12 protein-coding genes and 5 tRNA genes are annotated in these 18,351 nt (G+C 49.5%); 12 read left to right on the plus strand and 5 right to left on the minus strand.

Annotated elements, in window-relative coordinates:
* Positions 1-112 precede the first annotated feature (112 nt).
* Entirely contained in the window at positions 113-1,597 is a 1,485-nt protein-coding gene (ilvC, locus tag AC6R0L_RS14875; protein WP_334555451.1) for a ketol-acid reductoisomerase, read from the plus strand.
* Between the two features lie 180 nt (positions 1,598-1,777).
* Here the strand turns inward: ilvC and ubiK are convergent, their stop codons facing one another.
* The 4 genes from ubiK to AC6R0L_RS14895 form a co-directional block, all read right to left on the minus strand.
* Entirely contained in the window at positions 1,778-2,029 is a 252-nt protein-coding gene (ubiK, locus tag AC6R0L_RS14880) for a ubiquinone biosynthesis accessory factor UbiK (RefSeq protein WP_334555452.1), read from the minus strand.
* Between the two features lie 206 nt (positions 2,030-2,235).
* The gene (locus AC6R0L_RS14885) at positions 2,236-5,346 is read right to left on the minus strand and encodes a multidrug efflux RND transporter permease subunit (RefSeq protein ID WP_334555453.1); all 3,111 of its coding nucleotides are present in this window, start codon (positions 5,344-5,346) and stop codon (positions 2,236-2,238) included.
* Positions 5,347-5,358: 12 nt separating this feature from the next.
* Positions 5,359-6,465, minus strand: coding sequence for an efflux RND transporter periplasmic adaptor subunit (locus AC6R0L_RS14890; RefSeq protein ID WP_334555454.1), 1,107 nt, complete (start codon positions 6,463-6,465; stop codon positions 5,359-5,361).
* A gap of 18 nt (positions 6,466-6,483) precedes the next feature.
* Positions 6,484-7,065 carry a TetR/AcrR family transcriptional regulator gene (locus AC6R0L_RS14895; protein ID WP_487902726.1) on the minus strand — a complete coding sequence of 194 codons (582 nt, stop codon included), beginning with the start codon at positions 7,063-7,065 and terminating at the stop codon, positions 6,484-6,486.
* Positions 7,066-7,284: 219 nt separating this feature from the next.
* Between AC6R0L_RS14895 and rep the strand changes: the two genes are divergently transcribed.
* On the plus strand, positions 7,285-9,300 hold the full coding sequence (gene rep / locus AC6R0L_RS14900) for a DNA helicase Rep (protein WP_500629607.1): 2,016 nt from the start codon (positions 7,285-7,287) through the stop codon (positions 9,298-9,300).
* Between the two features lie 113 nt (positions 9,301-9,413).
* Here rep and AC6R0L_RS14905 read toward each other — a convergent pair whose 3' ends face one another.
* Positions 9,414-9,827 carry a c-type cytochrome gene (locus AC6R0L_RS14905; protein WP_487902695.1) on the minus strand — a complete coding sequence of 138 codons (414 nt, stop codon included), beginning with the start codon at positions 9,825-9,827 and terminating at the stop codon, positions 9,414-9,416.
* A 313-nt stretch (positions 9,828-10,140) separates the two neighbouring features.
* Here AC6R0L_RS14905 and AC6R0L_RS14910 point away from each other — a divergent pair.
* From AC6R0L_RS14910 to AC6R0L_RS14955, 10 genes are all read left to right on the plus strand, one after another.
* Positions 10,141-10,217: transfer RNA gene (locus tag AC6R0L_RS14910), tRNA-Arg, on the plus strand.
* Between the two features lie 36 nt (positions 10,218-10,253).
* Positions 10,254-10,329: transfer RNA gene (locus AC6R0L_RS14915), tRNA-His, on the plus strand.
* 4 nt (positions 10,330-10,333) lie between these two features.
* Positions 10,334-10,410 (plus strand) — tRNA-Pro (locus tag AC6R0L_RS14920).
* A gap of 94 nt (positions 10,411-10,504) precedes the next feature.
* A tRNA-His gene (locus AC6R0L_RS14925) sits at positions 10,505-10,580 on the plus strand.
* A 3-nt stretch (positions 10,581-10,583) separates the two neighbouring features.
* Positions 10,584-10,660, plus strand: a tRNA-Pro gene (locus AC6R0L_RS14930).
* A gap of 1,166 nt (positions 10,661-11,826) precedes the next feature.
* Positions 11,827-13,542, plus strand: coding sequence for a dipeptide ABC transporter ATP-binding protein (locus tag AC6R0L_RS14935; RefSeq protein ID WP_500629608.1), 1,716 nt, complete (start codon positions 11,827-11,829; stop codon positions 13,540-13,542).
* A 91-nt stretch (positions 13,543-13,633) separates the two neighbouring features.
* Positions 13,634-15,184, plus strand: a complete 1,551-nt coding sequence (locus AC6R0L_RS14940; protein ID WP_487903370.1) for an ABC transporter substrate-binding protein — start codon at positions 13,634-13,636, stop codon at positions 15,182-15,184.
* 150 nt (positions 15,185-15,334) lie between these two features.
* Positions 15,335-16,312, plus strand: a complete 978-nt coding sequence (locus tag AC6R0L_RS14945) for an ABC transporter permease (protein WP_334555460.1) — start codon at positions 15,335-15,337, stop codon at positions 16,310-16,312.
* A 1-nt stretch (position 16,313) separates the two neighbouring features.
* Positions 16,314-17,252 (plus strand): ABC transporter permease, encoded by a 939-nt coding sequence (locus AC6R0L_RS14950; RefSeq protein WP_487903369.1) that lies wholly within the window; start codon positions 16,314-16,316, stop codon positions 17,250-17,252.
* A gap of 163 nt (positions 17,253-17,415) precedes the next feature.
* A complete protein-coding gene (locus AC6R0L_RS14955) occupies positions 17,416-18,348 on the plus strand; it encodes an SPOR domain-containing protein (RefSeq protein WP_487903368.1) in 933 nt (310 codons plus the stop codon).
* Positions 18,349-18,351 lie beyond the last annotated feature (3 nt).

Consider the following 18,351-nt stretch of genomic DNA (forward strand, 5'->3'; position numbering starts at 1 on the left):
AATTACTAATTGTGAATATATCACTTTAGGCAATTAAATACCTGCTTTAGTATGGACTCATTCGGTGCCAAGCCACCGACCGATACGGAAAAATTCTATAAAGGAGCGCCACATGGCTAACTATTTCAATACTTTGAACTTACGTGAGCAACTAGACCAATTGGGTCGTTGTCGTTTTATGGACCGCAGCGAATTCGCATCAGAAGCGGATTACCTAAAAGGAAAAAAAGTGGTCATCGTGGGTTGTGGTGCTCAAGGTCTTAACCAAGGCTTGAACATGCGTGATTCTGGTCTGGATGTGGCTTACGCATTGCGTCAAGCGGCGATAGACGAGCAGCGTCAATCGTTCAAAAATGCAAAAGACAACGGCTTTGAAGTGGGCAGCTACGAAACACTGATCCCTCAAGCAGACTTAGTGATTAACCTAACGCCAGACAAGCAGCACACCAACGTTGTAGAAACGGTTATGCCTTTGATGAAGCAAGGCGCGGCACTGGGTTACTCTCACGGCTTTAACGTGGTGGAAGAGGGCATGCAGATCCGTGAAGACCTGACGGTTGTCATGGTGGCGCCTAAGTGTCCAGGTACCGAAGTGCGTGAAGAATACAAGCGTGGCTTTGGTGTGCCTACCCTGATTGCGGTTCACCCAGAAAACGACCCGAAAGGTGAAGGTTGGGACATCGCCAAAGCATGGGCGGCCGGTACAGGCGGTCACCGCGCAGGTTGTCTAGAGTCTTCATTTGTTGCTGAAGTAAAATCGGATCTGATGGGTGAGCAGACCATTCTATGTGGCATGCTGCAAGCGGGTTCTATTGTCTGCTACGAGAAAATGATCGCCGACGGTATCGATCCCGGTTACGCAGGTAAACTGCTGCAATACGGTTGGGAAACCATCACGGAAGCACTTAAGTTTGGTGGCATCACGCACATGATGGATCGCCTCTCTAACCCAGCTAAAATCAAAGCGTTTGAGCTTTCTGAAGAGCTAAAAGAGTTGATGCGTCCGCTGTACAACAAGCACATGGATGACATCATCTCTGGTCACTTCTCTAGCACCATGATGGCAGACTGGGCGAACGATGACGTTAACCTACTAGGCTGGCGTGCAGAGACCGGTGAAACGGCATTCGAAAATTACCCAGAAACTGACGTTGAGATCTCTGAGCAAGAGTACTTCGACAACGGTATTTTGATGGTGGCTATGGTGCGCGCTGGGGTAGAGTTGGCATTCGAAGCGATGACGGCTTCTGGCATTATCGACGAATCGGCGTACTACGAGTCGCTGCATGAGCTACCATTAATTGCGAACACCATTGCTCGTAAACGTCTGTACGAAATGAACGTTGTTATCTCTGATACGGCGGAATACGGCAACTACTTGTTTGCGAATGTAGCGACGCCGCTACTGCGCGAGAAGTTTATGCCAGCGGTGAACACCGATGTAATTGGTAAAGGCCTAGGTGAGACATCCAACCAAGTGGACAACGCGACGCTTATCGCAGTGAATGAAACCATTCGCAACCACCCGGTTGAGTACATCGGTGAAGAGCTGCGTGGTTACATGACTGACATGAAACGCATCGCGGTTGGCGGCTAATCACTGCATTTCACTGCGTCATCGGCTTAGGCTAGGTTGGCGCAGTCACTAAACTCCAGGCAGACTGGGGTGATAAATACAAAATAAAACACGACATCTAATAAAAAGGCTTGGTCAGTTGACCAAGCCTTTTGTTTTTCTTTCGTACGCGATCTTACTCGAGAGTGGGCGCTGAGCCGATTACTTGTCGGCCAGTTTGGCTTCAAGCTCTGCGAGCTTTTGTTCCATTTCCGTCAGCTTTTGACGCGTGCGCAGTAGAACTTGCGTTTGAACATCAAACTCTTCACGGCTAACCACATCAAGCTTGTTGAGTTGGCCTTGAATTACTTGGCGTACTTTTTGGTCAACGTCCGCGCCGAGCTCTTTAACAGGGGCGGGCATAGAGTCATGAATTTGTTTGGCAATTTGTTCCAGTTTCTTTGGGTCAAACATGTGGCAACTACTCCTATTATTCTTGTCTGTATTCTACGTAATCGGACGGGGAAAGTCGTCAAGTGTTGCGTAAAAAGCGTGCGCGCGTTGGTGGAATAGCAATAGTTGGTCGAACAGCAATAAAAGTCGAATAACGATAAACGTCGAATCACAATAAAAAAGGCCACCGAAGTGACCTTTTGATATTGAATGAGGGCGTGTGCGTTTTATGACGACTGCTGCGCGGCGCGCTGCTCATCCTCACGCGCTAACGCCTCGAGTTCGTCATCTTCAACAAATACCGGTAGAGGCTTGTGCTGCTCAGCCAGGTAGCTGTAGATCACTGGCAGTACGAACAGAGTAAACAGCGTACCAATCGCCAAACCAGAGACAATCACGATACCGATACTAAAGCGCTGCGCCGCGCCAGCGCCAGTGGCGTACATCAGCGGGATCAAACCAGCAATCATCGCCGCCGTTGTCATCAAGATCGGACGCAGACGCACTTTCGCTGCTTCCATCACCGCTTCAGTTTTGCTCAGTTTGTTGTGCAGCTGCTCTTCTTTGGCAACCTCACAAATCAAGATACCGTGCTTGGTGATAAGACCGACCAGAGTGATCAAACCGACTTGTGAGTAGATGTTCATCGATGCCGCGCCCCAGGCAAGAGCGATTAAGGCGCCACAAATGGCGAGCGGAACCGAGACCATGATAACCAGCGGATCTTTCACTGACTCAAACTGAATCGCCAATACCAAAAAGATGATCGCCAACGCTAAACCAAAGGTGGCGTATAGCGCGCTGCCTTCTGTCACGTACTGACGAGCTTCACCCATGTAGTCATGGTTGTAACCGCTTGGCAATTTATTCACTGCGGTCTCTTCAAACCAAGCGATTGCATCGCCCATCGCGGTACCCGGAGCGGGGACGGCACCGATGGTGGCCGAGTTAAGCTGGTTGAAGTGTGGCAGCGAGCGAGGTTCGGCAATCACATCAATGGTGATGAGGCTACCTAGAGGTACGGCTTTGCCATCCGCGGCGCGTACATAGTAGTTGTTCATTGATTCTGGGTTGAGACGCCATTTACGCTCGACCTGAGGGATCACTTCGTACGAGCGGCCATTGAGGTCGATACGGTTGACGTAACCATCGGCCATCATGGTGCTCAATGTGATACCGATGTCTTGCATGGTCACACCGTAGGCACCGGCTTTGTCTTTGTCGATGTTGATTTTCATCGTCGCTGAATCGTAGTTCAGATCCAGGTTCGAGTAGACGAACATCGGGTTCGATTGCACCGTGAGCAAGATGTCAGACGCGATGGTAAACAAGCTTTCAAATGCATTAGGCGTGGTGATTACGAACTGAATCGGCAGACCTGAACCCGCACCTGGCAACTCAGGCATCTGGAATGCCGTGACCGCCATACCCGGAACATTTGACACCAGTCCACTCACTCGGTTGGTGACTTCCGCTTGGCTTGCTTCGCGTTCACTCCAAGGCACCATTGATGCAATACCAAACGCTTGGTTGGAGTTAGGGACACCAGTAAACACCTGCGCGTACGCCACTTCCGGTTGATCCGATAAGATGGTGTTGACATCGTTCATGGTGTTTTGCATGTAGTCGAGGTTGGCATTCGATGACGCCGTGCCAAGCAGCATGATCACGCCCTTGTCTTCCGACGGAGCCAACTCACTTGGGATGAACTTAAACAGCATCGGCAAGCTAGCAAACACAATCAGTGCAAAGGCAATCACGACAGGACGACGCTGCATGACCGCACCAAGCATACGCGAGTAGCGGTTGGTCATACGATCCAATACGTGATGCACTTTTTGCTCAAACTTGTTGGGCTCTTCATTAGCCTTAAACATTTTTGAACACATCATTGGCGACAAGGTCAGCGCGACGATACCCGAAACAAACACCGAACCGGCAAGGGTAAGGGCAAACTCTTTAAACAGCGAACCCGTGATGCCACCCATCAAGGCGATCGGAGCGTATACCGCGCCGAGGGTCAGCGTCATTGCAATGACAGGCACGGCAATTTCGCGGGTACCAATGATGGCCGCGCGAAACGGCGATTCGCCAAGCTTGATATGGCGGTCAACGTTTTCCAGTACGACAATCGCATCATCCACTACCAAACCGATGGCCAATACCATCGCGAGTAGCGTCATCAAGTTCCACGAGAAGCCCATCGCCTGCATCACCATCGCAACACCAATCAGTGACAGCGGGATGGTGACAATCGGGATAAGAACGGCGCGGAAAGAGCCTAAGAAAAGGGTGATAACGACCAATACAATCAGCGCCGCTTCAACGATAGTCTTGATGACTTCGCTGATGGACTCATTGATCGCGATGGTGGAGTCGTACATCACGTTCATCTTGATGGTGCTTGGCAAGTTACGCTCAAGTTGAGGCAACAGCTCTAGCACGTCGGCGGCAATGTTGATTGGGTTAGCACTTGGCGCGGCGTTGATCGCGGCCACCACGGCTTCTTGACCGTTGGCACTGGCGCGATAGGTGTCATGACTCTTTTCAAGCGTCACTTTCGCGATGTCACTTAAACGGGTCACATCCCCTTCATCCGAGCTAACGACCAGATTCTCTAGTTCCGCGACATTCGACACCTGCGTATCGGCACTGCCGTTGTACAGCACGAATTCACCAATCGCTTGACCGGTGGCAGACTGATAGTTGTTGGCATTGAGCACGCTCATCACATCGGTAGCGGTCAGGCCAAGCGCGGCCATTTTCGCTGGATCCAACCAGACGCGTAGGGCGTATTTCATCCCACCGTACAAGTCGATTTTCGATACGCCATTGACGGTAAAGAGCTGTGGGTTGACCACTCGCTCTAGGTAGTCAGTGATTTGGCTCGATGAGAGCTCATCACTGGTAAAGCCAATATACAGCACCGCAGTCGTGGAGCCCGTCGACATGGTCACCGTGGGATCTTCTGCCTCGCCGGGGAGCTGCGAGCGAACCGAGTTGGTTTTCGCCAACACGTCCGATAGCGCCGCGTTAGGATCGGTATTGAGCTTCATGTTGACCGTAATCGTCGACTGACCCAGCACCGATTGTGAGGTCATATAGTCGATGTTATCGGCCTGAGCGACCGCTTGCTCCAGAGGCTGAGTAATAAAGCCTTGGATCAAATCGGCACTGGCACCGTAGTAGCTGGTGGTGACCGTCACCACCGTATTCGTCATTTCAGGGTATTCACGAACTTGCATTTTGAACACCGCTTGCAGACCAAGCAGGGCAATCAAAAAGCTGATCGATACCGCTAAAACTGGACGTTTTATGAAAACATCAGTAAAGCGCATGAATCCTCCACATTACAGCATAGGGGTTTGTTCAGGTGGTGTGGTCGCATCGCTTTCTACGACGCGGACTTTGGCACCGTTGCTGAGACGCACTTGACCTGATGTCACGACTACATCGCCCGGTTGCACCCCATCGAGGATGTGTGCGATGTCTTGGGTGCGTTCACCCACTTTAATCACTTGCTGCTTAACGCGCTTCTCACCGTTTTCCTCAGAGACAAGGTAAACATTGTCACCGTAGAGGGTAAAGGTGATGGCGGTTTGTGGCAGCGCCACTTGGTTTTCCAGCTTAGGCAGGATGATGTTGGCACGCGCGAACATACCGCTGCGCAGTTTGCCATCACTGTTTGGAATGTCAGCCTGGACTTGAATCAAACCACTTTGGATATTGACGGCGGGTTCAATGGCGGTAATTGAGCCTTTGAACGCAATCGCAGGGTAGGCATCCACAAAAATGTCGACCTCTTGGCCCATATTGATGCGTGAGATGTCCGTTTGCGGCACGGTGAAACGAAGGCGCATCACGCTGGTGTCTTCTAAACGCACAATGTCCGTACCCGCTTGCAGGTATTGACCAAGGTAAACGTTACGAATCCCGACCACGCCAGCAAATGGCGCTTTGATTTCACGACGGTCAATCGAGGCATTCAAACTTTCGATATCCGCCAAAAGGGAGAAGTAATTGGCTTCGGCTTCGTCGTACGCTTCTTTTGAAATTGAGCCTTTTTGATACAAGCCTTGGTAACGCTTATATTTGGCTTCGGCCGCAGGCAGTTTCGCTTTGGCGCTCTTTAAGTTGGCTTTTTCTACATCGGAGTCGAGCAGAACTAAAGGTTGGCCTTCTTCCACTTGAGTGCCTGACTCAAATGCAATTTGGTCAATCACACCGCTAGTTTCGTTGGCGACCGTCACACCTTGGTTCGGTTCAATAAAGCCGATCGCTTCAATCACAGGAACCCAATCGATAGAGGTGACTTCGGTTACCGTTACGGGAAACTCTGGTTCTGGGCGATTCGCCATGTATTCAGCAATCTTCTGCTGCTTAAAGAGATTGAAACCTATCACACTGCCAAACAGCAGCACGGCGATAAGTAACATAAAGAAAGTCCACTTTTTCATTCCGATAAGAACTCCAAGTTAATGTGTGATAATGGCGTCCCAGCTGGCTTCAATCGCGGCTTCAAGTGCCTCTTGATCCAGTGGGTAAAGTCCTAAAGCGTGTTTGCGTGCAAGTGCAACACTAGCCTCAAGACTGAGTCCGGCGAGTACCTCGTTGGCGAGAGGTTTAAACAGTCCTTCTGCTTTCCCTTGATCAAAAAGAAGGTCGACTTTGTCGAACATCTGGCGCTCCAACTCACGAGTCGACTGGCCGCTGTCACAAGGTAAAGATTCATATTGAATACGGTTGCTGATGGTTTTCAGATTGGAACCAGCCATATTCCATATATTGAGCCACATCGTGCGGTAGCGACGTTTCAGTGGCATATCATCGTTCACACCCGCTTGAATGGCGTTCGCCACCCGCTGCGCTACCGACAGACGAAGCTCTCGAAGTAAGTGCTCCTTATCTTCGAAATATCGGTAGATGGTGCCCGCTGCAACCCCAGCCTGTTTGGCCAGTTTTTGCATCGACAAGCCTTGAAATCCCGACTCAGCCACAAGAATTTCTGCGGCAGCGAGAATTTGTTCTCGTTTATCTGGATTTAACGATTCCGGCATGATGACTTCAGTTAATGAATGAACGTTCATTCATTATAGATCGGATCCTAACCATCTTTGCAACAAAGTGTGACACTTATTTGATAAATATTTTTACTCGACCTATTGGTTGGCTGAAGGTGAGCTTATCGGTGACCTCGAAAACATGGCAATATGATGAGGTGGCGATTATCATAAGCGCCATTCCACTCCCTTTGAGCAATGCAGATTGAGCCGACAATGAAGCTGAACCCAAGACAAGACGAAGCCGTTAAATATGTCTCCGGACCTTGCCTAGTACTCGCGGGTGCCGGGTCAGGTAAAACGCGTGTGATCACCAATAAAATCGCGTATTTGGTTCAGCAATGTCAGTACAAGGCACGCAATATTGCAGCGGTGACCTTTACCAATAAAGCGGCCCGCGAGATGAAAGAGCGCGTCGGTCAGACGTTGGGTAAGCAGGAGTCCAAAGGTTTGATGGTGTCGACCTTTCACACCCTAGGTCTCAACATCATCAAACGTGAGTACAAAGCGCTAGGGCTCAAGGCTGGCTTTTCGCTGTTTGATGATCAAGACCAAATGGCGCTGCTAAAAGAGCTCACAGAAAAGCAGCTTGATGGGGATAAAGATTTGCTGCGCCAGTTGCTCAGCGCGATCTCTAGCTGGAAGAACGACATGCTGACGCCCGATCAGGCCAAGGCACTGGCACAAGGTGAGCAGCAACAGCTGTTTGCGTTCTGTTTTGAGATGTACCAAAAGCAGATGAAGGCGTACAACGCGCTCGATTTTGATGATTTAATTTCGCTGCCCGTGCTTCTTCTGCGCACTAATGAAGAGGTGCGCCAGCGTTGGCAAAATCGGATTCGTTATCTGCTGGTGGATGAGTACCAAGATACCAACACCAGTCAATATGAGTTGGTCAAATTGATCGTCGGCGAACGTGGTCGCCTGACTGTGGTGGGTGATGACGACCAATCCATCTACTCTTGGCGAGGAGCGAAACCGCAAAACTTGGTCTTGCTTGGCGAAGATTACCCGAACTTGCGCCTGATTAAGCTGGAGCAAAACTATCGCTCGACCAGTCGCATCTTGCGTGCGGCCAACATCTTAATCGCCAACAACCCGCACGTGTATGAAAAGACCTTGTTTTCGCAAATTCCTGATGGCGAAAAACTCAAGGTGTTGATGGCGAAAGATGAAGACAGTGAAGCGCAGCGTGTGACTGGGGAGTTGATCGCCCATAAGTTTCTCAACCGCACGGACTATCGTGACTATGCGATTTTGTATCGCGGTAACCATCAATCGCGCTTGATAGAAAAGTCGCTGATGCAAAACCGAGTGCCCTACAAACTCTCAGGAGGCACCTCCTTTTTTGCTCGCGCAGAAATTAAAGACATCATGGCGTATTTAAAAATTTTGGTGAACCCAGATGACGACAACGCTTTTCTGCGCATCGTCAATACGCCGCGACGTGAGATTGGTCCGGTGACGCTCGAGAAACTGGGCAGTTATGCCAACATGCGTGGCAAGAGTCTGTTTGAGGCCAGTTTTGAAATGGGGCTGGAGCAGCACCTAACGGGCAGAGGGTTAGAAAACTTACGTCGATTCACCACCTGGTTAGTGAAGATTGCCGATCAAGCAGAGCGGGGCGACACCGTCAGTGCAGTGCGCTCACTGGTGCGTGACATCAACTACGAAGATTGGCTGTACGAAACCTCCTCGAGCCCGAAGGCCGCAGAGATGAGAATGAAGAACGTCTCCGATCTCTACTCTTGGATTGTGGCGGATCTTGAAGGCGACAACTACGACAAAGAAGAGAAGAATCTCAAAGAGGTGGTTCAGCGTTTGACGCTACGCGACATGATGGAGCGTGGCGAAGAAGATGACGACAGTGATGCGGTACAACTGATGACGTTACACGCATCAAAAGGCTTGGAGTTTCCTTACGTCTATTTGATTGGCGCCGAAGAGGGTATCTTGCCGCACCAAACCAGTATCGATGAAGACAATGTCGAAGAGGAGCGCCGTTTAATGTATGTGGGAATTACGCGCGCGCAGCGAGAGCTCACTTTCACCATGTGTAAAGAAAGACGTCAGTTTGGCGAGCTGATCAAACCGACCCAGAGCCGTTTTTTGGATGAACTGCCGTTTGATGACGTGGAGTGGGAGGTCAACAAAAAGCCGCAAAGCGCAGAAGAGCGAATGGCGAAAGGCCAAGCCCACATTGCCAACCTAAGAGCAATGTTTAAAAAATAACTCATCGATAAAAAGATAAACAAAAAAGCGGCTCACCCTAAAGTCAGCCGCTTTTTCATTTCTGCTTGTAGAAAACGCGCTACAAAAATGAGGTATGAAAATAAGAGGGCGGGTTATAGCCCTTCAATCATATGCTCGATCGCCGCGATGATTTCATCATCTGAACAGTCCATACATGAACCACGTGCAGGCATCGCATTGAAGCCGTTGATGGCATGATTCGCGAGAACATCTTTACCTTGAGCGATACGTGGCGCCCAATCATCCGCGTTGCCTGTTTTCGGTGCGCCGCTCACGCCTGATGCGTGACAAGCAATACAGAAGGTGCCATACACAGTGGCACCATCACGAGGGCCGCTCGGCTCTGCCACGACAGGTTCGGCACCGGCTAGATAAACATCACCAACAGGTTTAATGCGCTCAGCAATGGCATCGTATTCTTCTTGGCTTACGCTTGCTGCGATCGATGCGCTGGAAAAGGTGACAGCGGCGATAAGGGCCGTTAATAATTTTCGAGACATATCCATTAAACTCACTTTACATTCCTGAAGGTAAGTGCGTGCTTACCTATTCTATTAATGTGGCATTGAGCTAAGCAGCATCAAAGGGCTTCTAAAATGCAGATAATGCTGTTAAATCAATGTAAATAATGGGTGATTATATCCTGATAACTTGTTGCAATAAACAACAAGATAACCGCTTCCACAAGGTTATCTAATGGGAAATAGGGGTTTATCACACTTTAATTGCCCAAAAAGGCGTCAAACGAGAAAAAAACTTGAAAAAGTACTAGACGCCCTAGTGTGATATACGTATTATTCCACTCCGCCGATAGGGCATGCGCCCGTAGCTCAGCTGGATAGAGCGTTGGCCTCCGGAGCCAAAGGTCGAAGGTTCGAATCCTTTCGGGCGCGCCATTTGCCTCGGAGGATGTATCGGTAAAAAATATTGTGGTGGCTATAGCTCAGTTGGTAGAGCCCCGGATTGTGATTCCGGTTGTCGCGAGTTCAAGTCTCGTTAGCCACCCCATTCTCGGTGAATAGCGCAGCTTGGTAGCGCATCTGGTTTGGGACCAGAGGGTCGGGGGTTCGAATCCCTCTTCACCGACCACTTATTTATACGATTAGGCAATCGCGTGATCGTTTGTTCTTATCACCGCGTAAGAACGACAACGGCAAGAAGCCGGTTGAAGCAAAAATTGATGGTGGCTATAGCTCAGTTGGTAGAGCCCCGGATTGTGATTCCGGTTGTCGCGAGTTCAAGTCTCGTTAGCCACCCCATTTCGGTGAATAGCGCAGTTTGGTAGCGCATCTGGTTTGGGACCAGAGGGTCGGGGGTTCGAATCCCTCTTCACCGACCACTTTCAAAAAGCCCCGCTAGTCATAGCGGGGCTTTTTTACATCTTACGATCACTGATTTGTGCACATATCGGGTCGGGGTCTGGAAGCCCAGTCGCATCGAATCCCTCTTCACCGACCACTTTAGAAAGCCTCGCTAGTATTAGCGGGGCTTTTTTACATCTCACGATCACCGATTTGTGCACATATCGGGTCGGGGTCTGGAAGCCCAGTCGCATCGAATCCCTCTTCACCGACCACTTTAGAAAGCCTCGCTAGTATTAGCGGGGCTTTTTTACATCTCACGATCACCGATTTGTGCACATATCGGGTCGGGGTCTGGAAGCCCAGTCGCATCGAATCCCTCTTCACCGACCACCTTTAAAAGCCTCGCTAGTATTAACGGGACTTTTTTACATCTCACGATCACCGATTTGTGCACATATCGGGTCGGGGTCTGGAAGCCCAGTCGCATCGAATCCCTCTTCACCGACCACTTTCAAAAAGCCTCGCTAATCATAGCGGGGCTTTTTTGCATCTTGCGATCCAGAATTTGTGCACATATTGGTTATTTCTTGCATCCCATCTATATGTTTTGTCCAATCCTCCCACAACCCACAACCCACAACCCACAACCCACAACCCACAACCCACAACCCACAACCCACAACCCACAACCCACAACCCACAACCCAGATACTTACTCAACAACTGCTCTGCTACGTTCCTTATTCCCCACCACCATTTCTATGGTATTAGAGTGATTATTCAATTTATTACACCACTCACGTGATTGATATCTAGTTTTTGATCTCGATAAAAATAATCTCACTGGTTATGTGTGTTATTTTTGTTAATTGAGCGGTCTGAATAATGGGTGAATAACTATGCCTTGCGGCTTCTCGTTGACCCTGAAAGTTTCGCAGTGAAAGTGCGCCAAAACTGTGCAAATGACGGCCAAAATGCAGCAGGTCCGATCAATGCATCGTATCGCTAAGGTGCATAGATATTTTGTTAAGCTGCTTGATATTTGTGCGTTCTCAACTTTTTATCCTAAGATTGTTGATTTTCTGTGAATTTTTTGCCAAATTGATGACCTTGTAAATTGCCGGAATACTGATCCGGTTTTTTGAATGGATTCACTTTTCAGACAGGGCAGAAGGCTGCCGCAGCAGTAGAGGTCTGGTTAATGGCACTTTTAGAAGTCAAAAATCTTCGTATCGAATATCCGTCACGTCACGGCGTACACGCAGCGGTCAAATCGCTTTCTTTTAATATAGAGAGAGGCGAGATCGTTGGCGTTGTTGGCGAATCGGGTGCCGGCAAATCCACCGTAGGTAATGCGGTGATCGACTTACTGAGCCCTCCGGGTCAGGTCGCAAGTGGTGACGTCTATCTTGATGGAGAGAAGATCTCCGGACTGACACCAGAAAAAATGCGCAAAGTGCGCGGGTCAAAAATCGGTTTTATCTTCCAAGACCCAATGACCTCTCTTAACCCACTATTTACCGTTGAGCAGCAACTCACCGAGACCATCCATGCCAATATGAGGGTGTCGGACGACGAAGCGTATCAACGTGCATTGTCATTGATGAAGCAGGTGGGCATTCCTCAGCCAGAAAACCGTCTCAAACAATACCCGCACCAGTTCTCTGGTGGTATGCGCCAGCGCGTGGTTATCGCGATTGCGCTTGCCGGTGAGCCTGATTTAATTATCGCTGATGAGCCAACGACGGCCTTGGATGTGTCGATTCAAGACCAAATCCTCAACTTGATTCGCGAGTTGTGTATCAAGAACAACGTCGGCTGTATGTTGGTGACGCACGACATGGGCGTGGTATCGAACGTCACCGATCGCGTGGCGGTGATGTACCGTGGCGATTTGGTGGAGTTTGGCCCGACGAACAAAGTGCTAGGCGACCCCGATCATGCTTACACGCGCAGCTTGATTTCTGCCGTACCTCGTTCGGATATCAAACTCGATCGTTTCCCTCTGGTGAGTTACATCGAGGAAGCGAAAGAGATGAAGCCACTGGATGTCAAAAATCACTGGTTGGGTCAAAGCCAAGATCAGCGTGCTTATTCTGGCTCTTTGTTGACGGTCGAAAACGTCAACCTGCGCTTTGTCACCAAAGACTCTTTATTTGAAAGCCGCCGAGAGTACGTTCAAGCATCGAACAATGTCAGTTTTGAAGTGTTTGAAGGTGAGACGTTTGGCCTAGTGGGTGAGTCTGGTTCAGGAAAATCGACCATTGCGCGAGTGATTGCCGGTCTTTATCAGCCGAACTCGGGCAAAGTGTGCTTTGAGGGCATTGACCTTACTGCGATGACGTCAGAGAAAGAGCGTCGTCCGCTGCGCCGTCAAATGCAGATGGTATTCCAAAACCCTTATACCTCGATGAACCCTCGAATGAAGGTGTTCGACATCATCGCCGAGCCGATTCGTTTCCATAAGCTGACCAAGAATGAATCCGAAACACGCCAGATCGTTAACGATCTGTTGGATCATGTTGGTTTGGGCCGAATGGCTGGGGTGAAATACCCGCACGAATTCTCAGGTGGTCAGCGTCAGCGTATTTCGATTGCGCGCGCGCTGGCGACTCGTCCACGTTTGCTGATTTGTGATGAGCCGACGTCGGCGTTGGATGTGTCGGTGCAAGCGCAAATCCTCAACTTATTAAAAGATCTCCAAGATGAGCTCAATCTGACTATGCTGTTTATCAGCCATGACTTACCTGTCATTCGTCAGATGTGTGACCGTGTTGGGGTGATGCAAATGGGGACACTACTTGAAGTGGCCCCCACTGAGCAGCTGTTTAATTCACCACAGCATGAGTACAGTCAACAACTGATTTCTCTGATGCCAGAGTTCACCGGCTTAAGAGAAGAAGTAAAAACGGCCTAAAGCCGTATACCTTGCCCAACGCGGTTTTGTTGGGTAGCTAAACAGAAGCAAATACAACAACTAGGGATGAATCCCGCATAAGGAGTTATGCATGAAAACCATGAAAAGCAAACTAGCAGTGGCTTTGATGGCAGCAGGCTTAAGTTTTGCCGCCGCTGCAGCAGATATTACTGTCGCTTATGACGCTGACCCGGTGTCGCTTGACCCACACGAGCAGCTATCAGGCGGTACTCTGCAAATGTCTCACATGGTGTTTGATCCGCTAGTTCGTTACACACAAAAATTGGATTTTGAACCTCGTTTGGCTGAGAAATGGGAACGTGTCGATGACACGACATTCCGTTTTGAGCTACGCAAAGGCGTGAAATTCCACTCTGGTAACGAGCTAACGGCGGATGATGTGGTTTGGACGTTCGAGCGTCTGAAAAACTCTCCAGACTTTAAAGCGATCTTCGAACCGTACGAGAAGATGGTGAAAGTGGATGACTACACAGTGGAGTTGGTGTCTAAAGGCGCTTACCCACTGGTTCTACAAACCGCGACTTACATCTTCCCAATGGACAGCAAGTTCTACTCTGGTCAAACAGAAGATGGCAAAGACAAAGCGGAAGTTGTGAAGCACGGTAACTCGTTTGCTTCGACCAACGTATCTGGTACGGGTCCGTTTATTGTGACGTCTCGTGAGCAAGGTGTGAAAGTCGAATTTCAACGCTTTGCGGATTACTGGGATACCACAACAGGTAACGTTGACAAGCTAACGCTAGTGCCAATCAAAGAAGACGCAACACGTGTGGCTGCGCTACTTTCTGGTGACGTTGATATGATTGCGCCGGTTGCACCAAACGACCACAAGCGTGTACAAGGCGCCAAAGATATCGATCTTGTGACACTGCCTGGTACTCGTATTATCACGTTCCAAATGAACCAAAATAGCAACGAAGCGTTGAAAGATGTCCGCGTTCGTCAGGCGATCGTTCATGCGATCAACAACGAAGGCATTGTGGATAAAATCATGAAAGGCTTCGCAAGTGTTGCGGGTCAGCAAGGACCTGAAGGTTATGCAGGTTACAGCGCGGATCTTGTGCCACGTTTCGATCTGAAGAAAGCCAAAGAGCTGATGAAAGAAGCGGGTTACGAGGACGGCTTTACGTTGACAATGATGGCGCCAAACAACCGCTACGTGAACGATGCGAAAATCGCTCAAGCGGCGGCGGCAATGCTGTCTAAGATCGGCATTAAAGTTGACCTGAAAACCATGCCAAAAGCGCAATACTGGCCAGAGTTTGATAAGTGTGCGGCAGACATGCTGATGATCGGCTGGCACTCAGATACCGAAGATTCTGCAAACTTCTCTGAGTTCCTAACCATGACGCGCAACGAAGAAACAGGTAAAGGTCAGTACAACTGTGGTCACTACTCAAACCCAGAGCTTGATCAATTGGTTGAAGCGTCAAACGTAGAAACGGATCCAGCGAAACGTGCGCAAATGCTACAACAAGTGGAAACCATCCTGTACAACGATGCGGCGTTTGTTCCTCTACACTGGCAAAACCTGGCGTGGGGCGCGAAATCTAACGTGGACATCGCACCTATCGTCAACGCTATGAACTTCCCATACCTTGGCGACCTAGTGGTCAAGTAATGAGAGTCTCTCGCTCTCAGTAATGGGAGAGCGAATTTGGCGCTTTGCTTTGTTTCAGTCGGGCAAAGCGCCATCATTAAGACTGAATTTTGCGAGCAGATCCCTCTGCTTTAGCAAGGCTGAAATCCATGGAAAGTTAAGGGGCAAGGAATGTTTTCGTTTCTGGTCAAGCGCCTGTTTCAGGCACTGATAGTGATGTTTGTGATCAGTCTAGTGGCGTTTGCCATTCAGGATAACTTAGGTGATCCACTGCGTGAGTTGGTGGGCCAGTCTGTTTCAGAGGCGGAGCGCCAAGCGCTGCGTGATGAATTAGGCCTGAATGATCCCTTCATTACCAAATATTCTCGTTTTGTCGGCGCTGCGCTACAAGGCGATCTCGGTACATCGTACTTCTTTAAGCGTCCTGCAGTGGATGTAATTCTCGATAAGCTAGTAGCGACGTTAGAGTTGGTGTTTGGTGCAACGATGATCATCATCGTTATGTCGATTCCACTTGGCGTGTACTCGGCGATACATCCAAAAAGTTTCTTCACTAAAGTGGTGATGGCGGGCAGCAGTATCGGCATCTCGATCCCAGTCTTTTTGACGGCGATTATGCTGATGTATGTGTTCTCCATCGAACTTGGCTGGCTGCCTTCCTATGGTCGCGGTGAGACGGCGAACTGGCTCGGCTGGGAGTCTGGCTACTTTACTTTAGACGGCTTAGCGCATCTGATCTTGCCGTGTGTGGCTCTGGCTTCGATCATGTTGCCATTGTTCATTCGTCTGGTTCGCTCTGAAATGCTGGAAGTGCTGAGCTCGGAATACATCAAGTTCGCTAAAGCTAAAGGCTTGGCGATGAACAAAATCTATTACCAACACGCACTGAAAAACACCATGCTACCGGTGTTGACTGTGGGTGGGGTACAAATCGGTACTATGGTGGCGTACACCATTTTGACGGAAACGGTGTTCCAGTGGCCTGGGATGGGTTTTCTTTTCCTTGAAGCGATCAACCGAGTCGATACACCTTTGATTACGGCGTACGTAATTTTTGTTGGTCTTATCTTTGTGGTGACCAACACGATTGTCGACTTACTCTACGGCATCATCAACCCAACGGTTAATCTGACAGGAAAAGGAGCATAACATGAGTCAAACAGCCGCAGCTCCTTCTCATTGGGAGCGTTTCAAACAGTCTGATTTCTTGTACTACTTCAAGCGCGATAAAGTCGCGATGACAAGTTTCAGCATTTTTATGATTTTCTTGATTGTCGCGATTGCCGCGCCCGTACTTGCGCCAAGCGATCCGTATGATTTGTCATCGATTGATATTATGGACTCAGAGCTGCCTCCATCGTGGATGGACGGCGGGGAAGAGCGCTTTGTGCTTGGTACCGACGAGCAAGGCCGTGACATCCTATCGACCATTTTGTATGGCTCACGTTTGTCTCTCACCATCGGTTTCTTGGCGGTGGGTCTGCAACTGCTACTTGGCATCGTGATTGGTCTGTCTGCGGGTTACTTTGGCGGTCGTATTGATAGTTTCTTGATGCGTTTTGCCGATGTGCAGCTGTCGTTCTCAACCATGATGGTGGCCATCATTGTCTCTGCCATCTTTAAAGCGAGTTTCGGCAGTGACTTTTACAGTCAGTATGCGGTGATCATGCTGGTGGTGATCATTGGTGTCGCTGAATGGCCGCAATATGCGCGGACGATTCGTGCATCGGTGTTGGCAGAGAAGAAGAAAGAGTATGTCGAAGCGGCACGTGTGATGGGCTTTAAAGCGCCACGTATCATGTTCCGTCATATTTTGCCGAACTGTTTGTCACCCATCTTGGTTATCTCAACCGTTCAGGTGGCGAATGCGATCATGTCCGAGGCGGCACTCTCTTTCCTAGGATTAGGTTTGCCGGTTGATCAGCCATCATTGGGTGCGTTAATCAGCATTGGCTTTAACTACATCTTCTCCGGTGCATGGTGGATTACCGCCTTCCCTGGCATTGTGTTGGTGACACTGGTATTGGTCATCAACCTGTTGGGTGACTGGTTACGTGATGTATTTAACCCCAAAATTTACAAAGGGTGATCTAAGCCTAAGATCTGACTACAAAAACATCACTACACTAAGAGCCGTAACCGATTACGGCTCTTTTTTTGCATTCATCTTTTTTCAACAGTGTATGGTTTACCCTAGTGGCGTGGATTAGACGCCCGTTTTTAGGCGAAAGAATAAGGGATTGGATATCATTATGGCAGTCAAGCCGAAACGAACCATGTTACCGCTTTTGAGTGTTGCCGCGTGGCTCACTGTCTCCTTGTCGACCAGTTCAGTCAGTGCTGAAGAATTTCTCTGTGATGCCACACAGGCCTCAAATACCGAGTTGCCAGTGCTCGATGCGGCCTGTCCTATCGGTAATGGCCTTTGGGGCACCAAACCTAAGGGCAGTGAATCGAGCTTTTGGATTCAGTGTGGTGTCTTCAGCCAACCGTTATCATTGGATAAAGCGAAGGTGCTGTACCAGCATATTTCCACTGATGTGTGGGCAAAACCAGAAGGCAAAGGGGTACGCTGCTTAATTGGCCCGTACGATGAGTTTGCCAAGGCGCGCGCAGATCTTGCGAAGGTGAAAAGTGAGCCCGGCTACAAAGAAGCGTTTATTCGTGAAGTTGTCAAAGGGGCGCCGCCGAAAGCCCCCGCCGCTAAGCGTAAGACTCAGCCTGTCGAAAAAGCCAAACCCTCACCCAAATCCACAGCAAAAACGCAGACTCAACACACCACGGTACTGCCTGCGCCGATTCCCTTAAAAACAGAGTCAGCGAATGTCGAGAGGGCAAATAGCGAGCCTCAAGATGAAATCCTTATCCGACTGTCCGCGAGCATTAACGGCGTAGAGTACAAGGTGCCTTACACCATGTTTGGTAATGATCAGTTCTATATGGAACATGGCTTGCCGTGGAATCGCATGAATTATGAGGACGCCTACAAAACCTGTTATCGCTTGGGAATGCGTCTTGCCAGCGAGCAAGAGTGGCAAAATCTATTGGCGGCTGAACATATGGGCCCGAATAAGTGGCCGATGCATTTGCCCTACTGGGGAAGCGGACGCACTGGACTTTTTGCCAGTGGCAAGGTCAACCAGTTAAAAGGCACCTCTCTGCTTAATGTGATGTGCGTGAAATAAAAA

This window comes from Vibrio sp. R15-SG3-ISO1A, assembly GCF_059833955.1.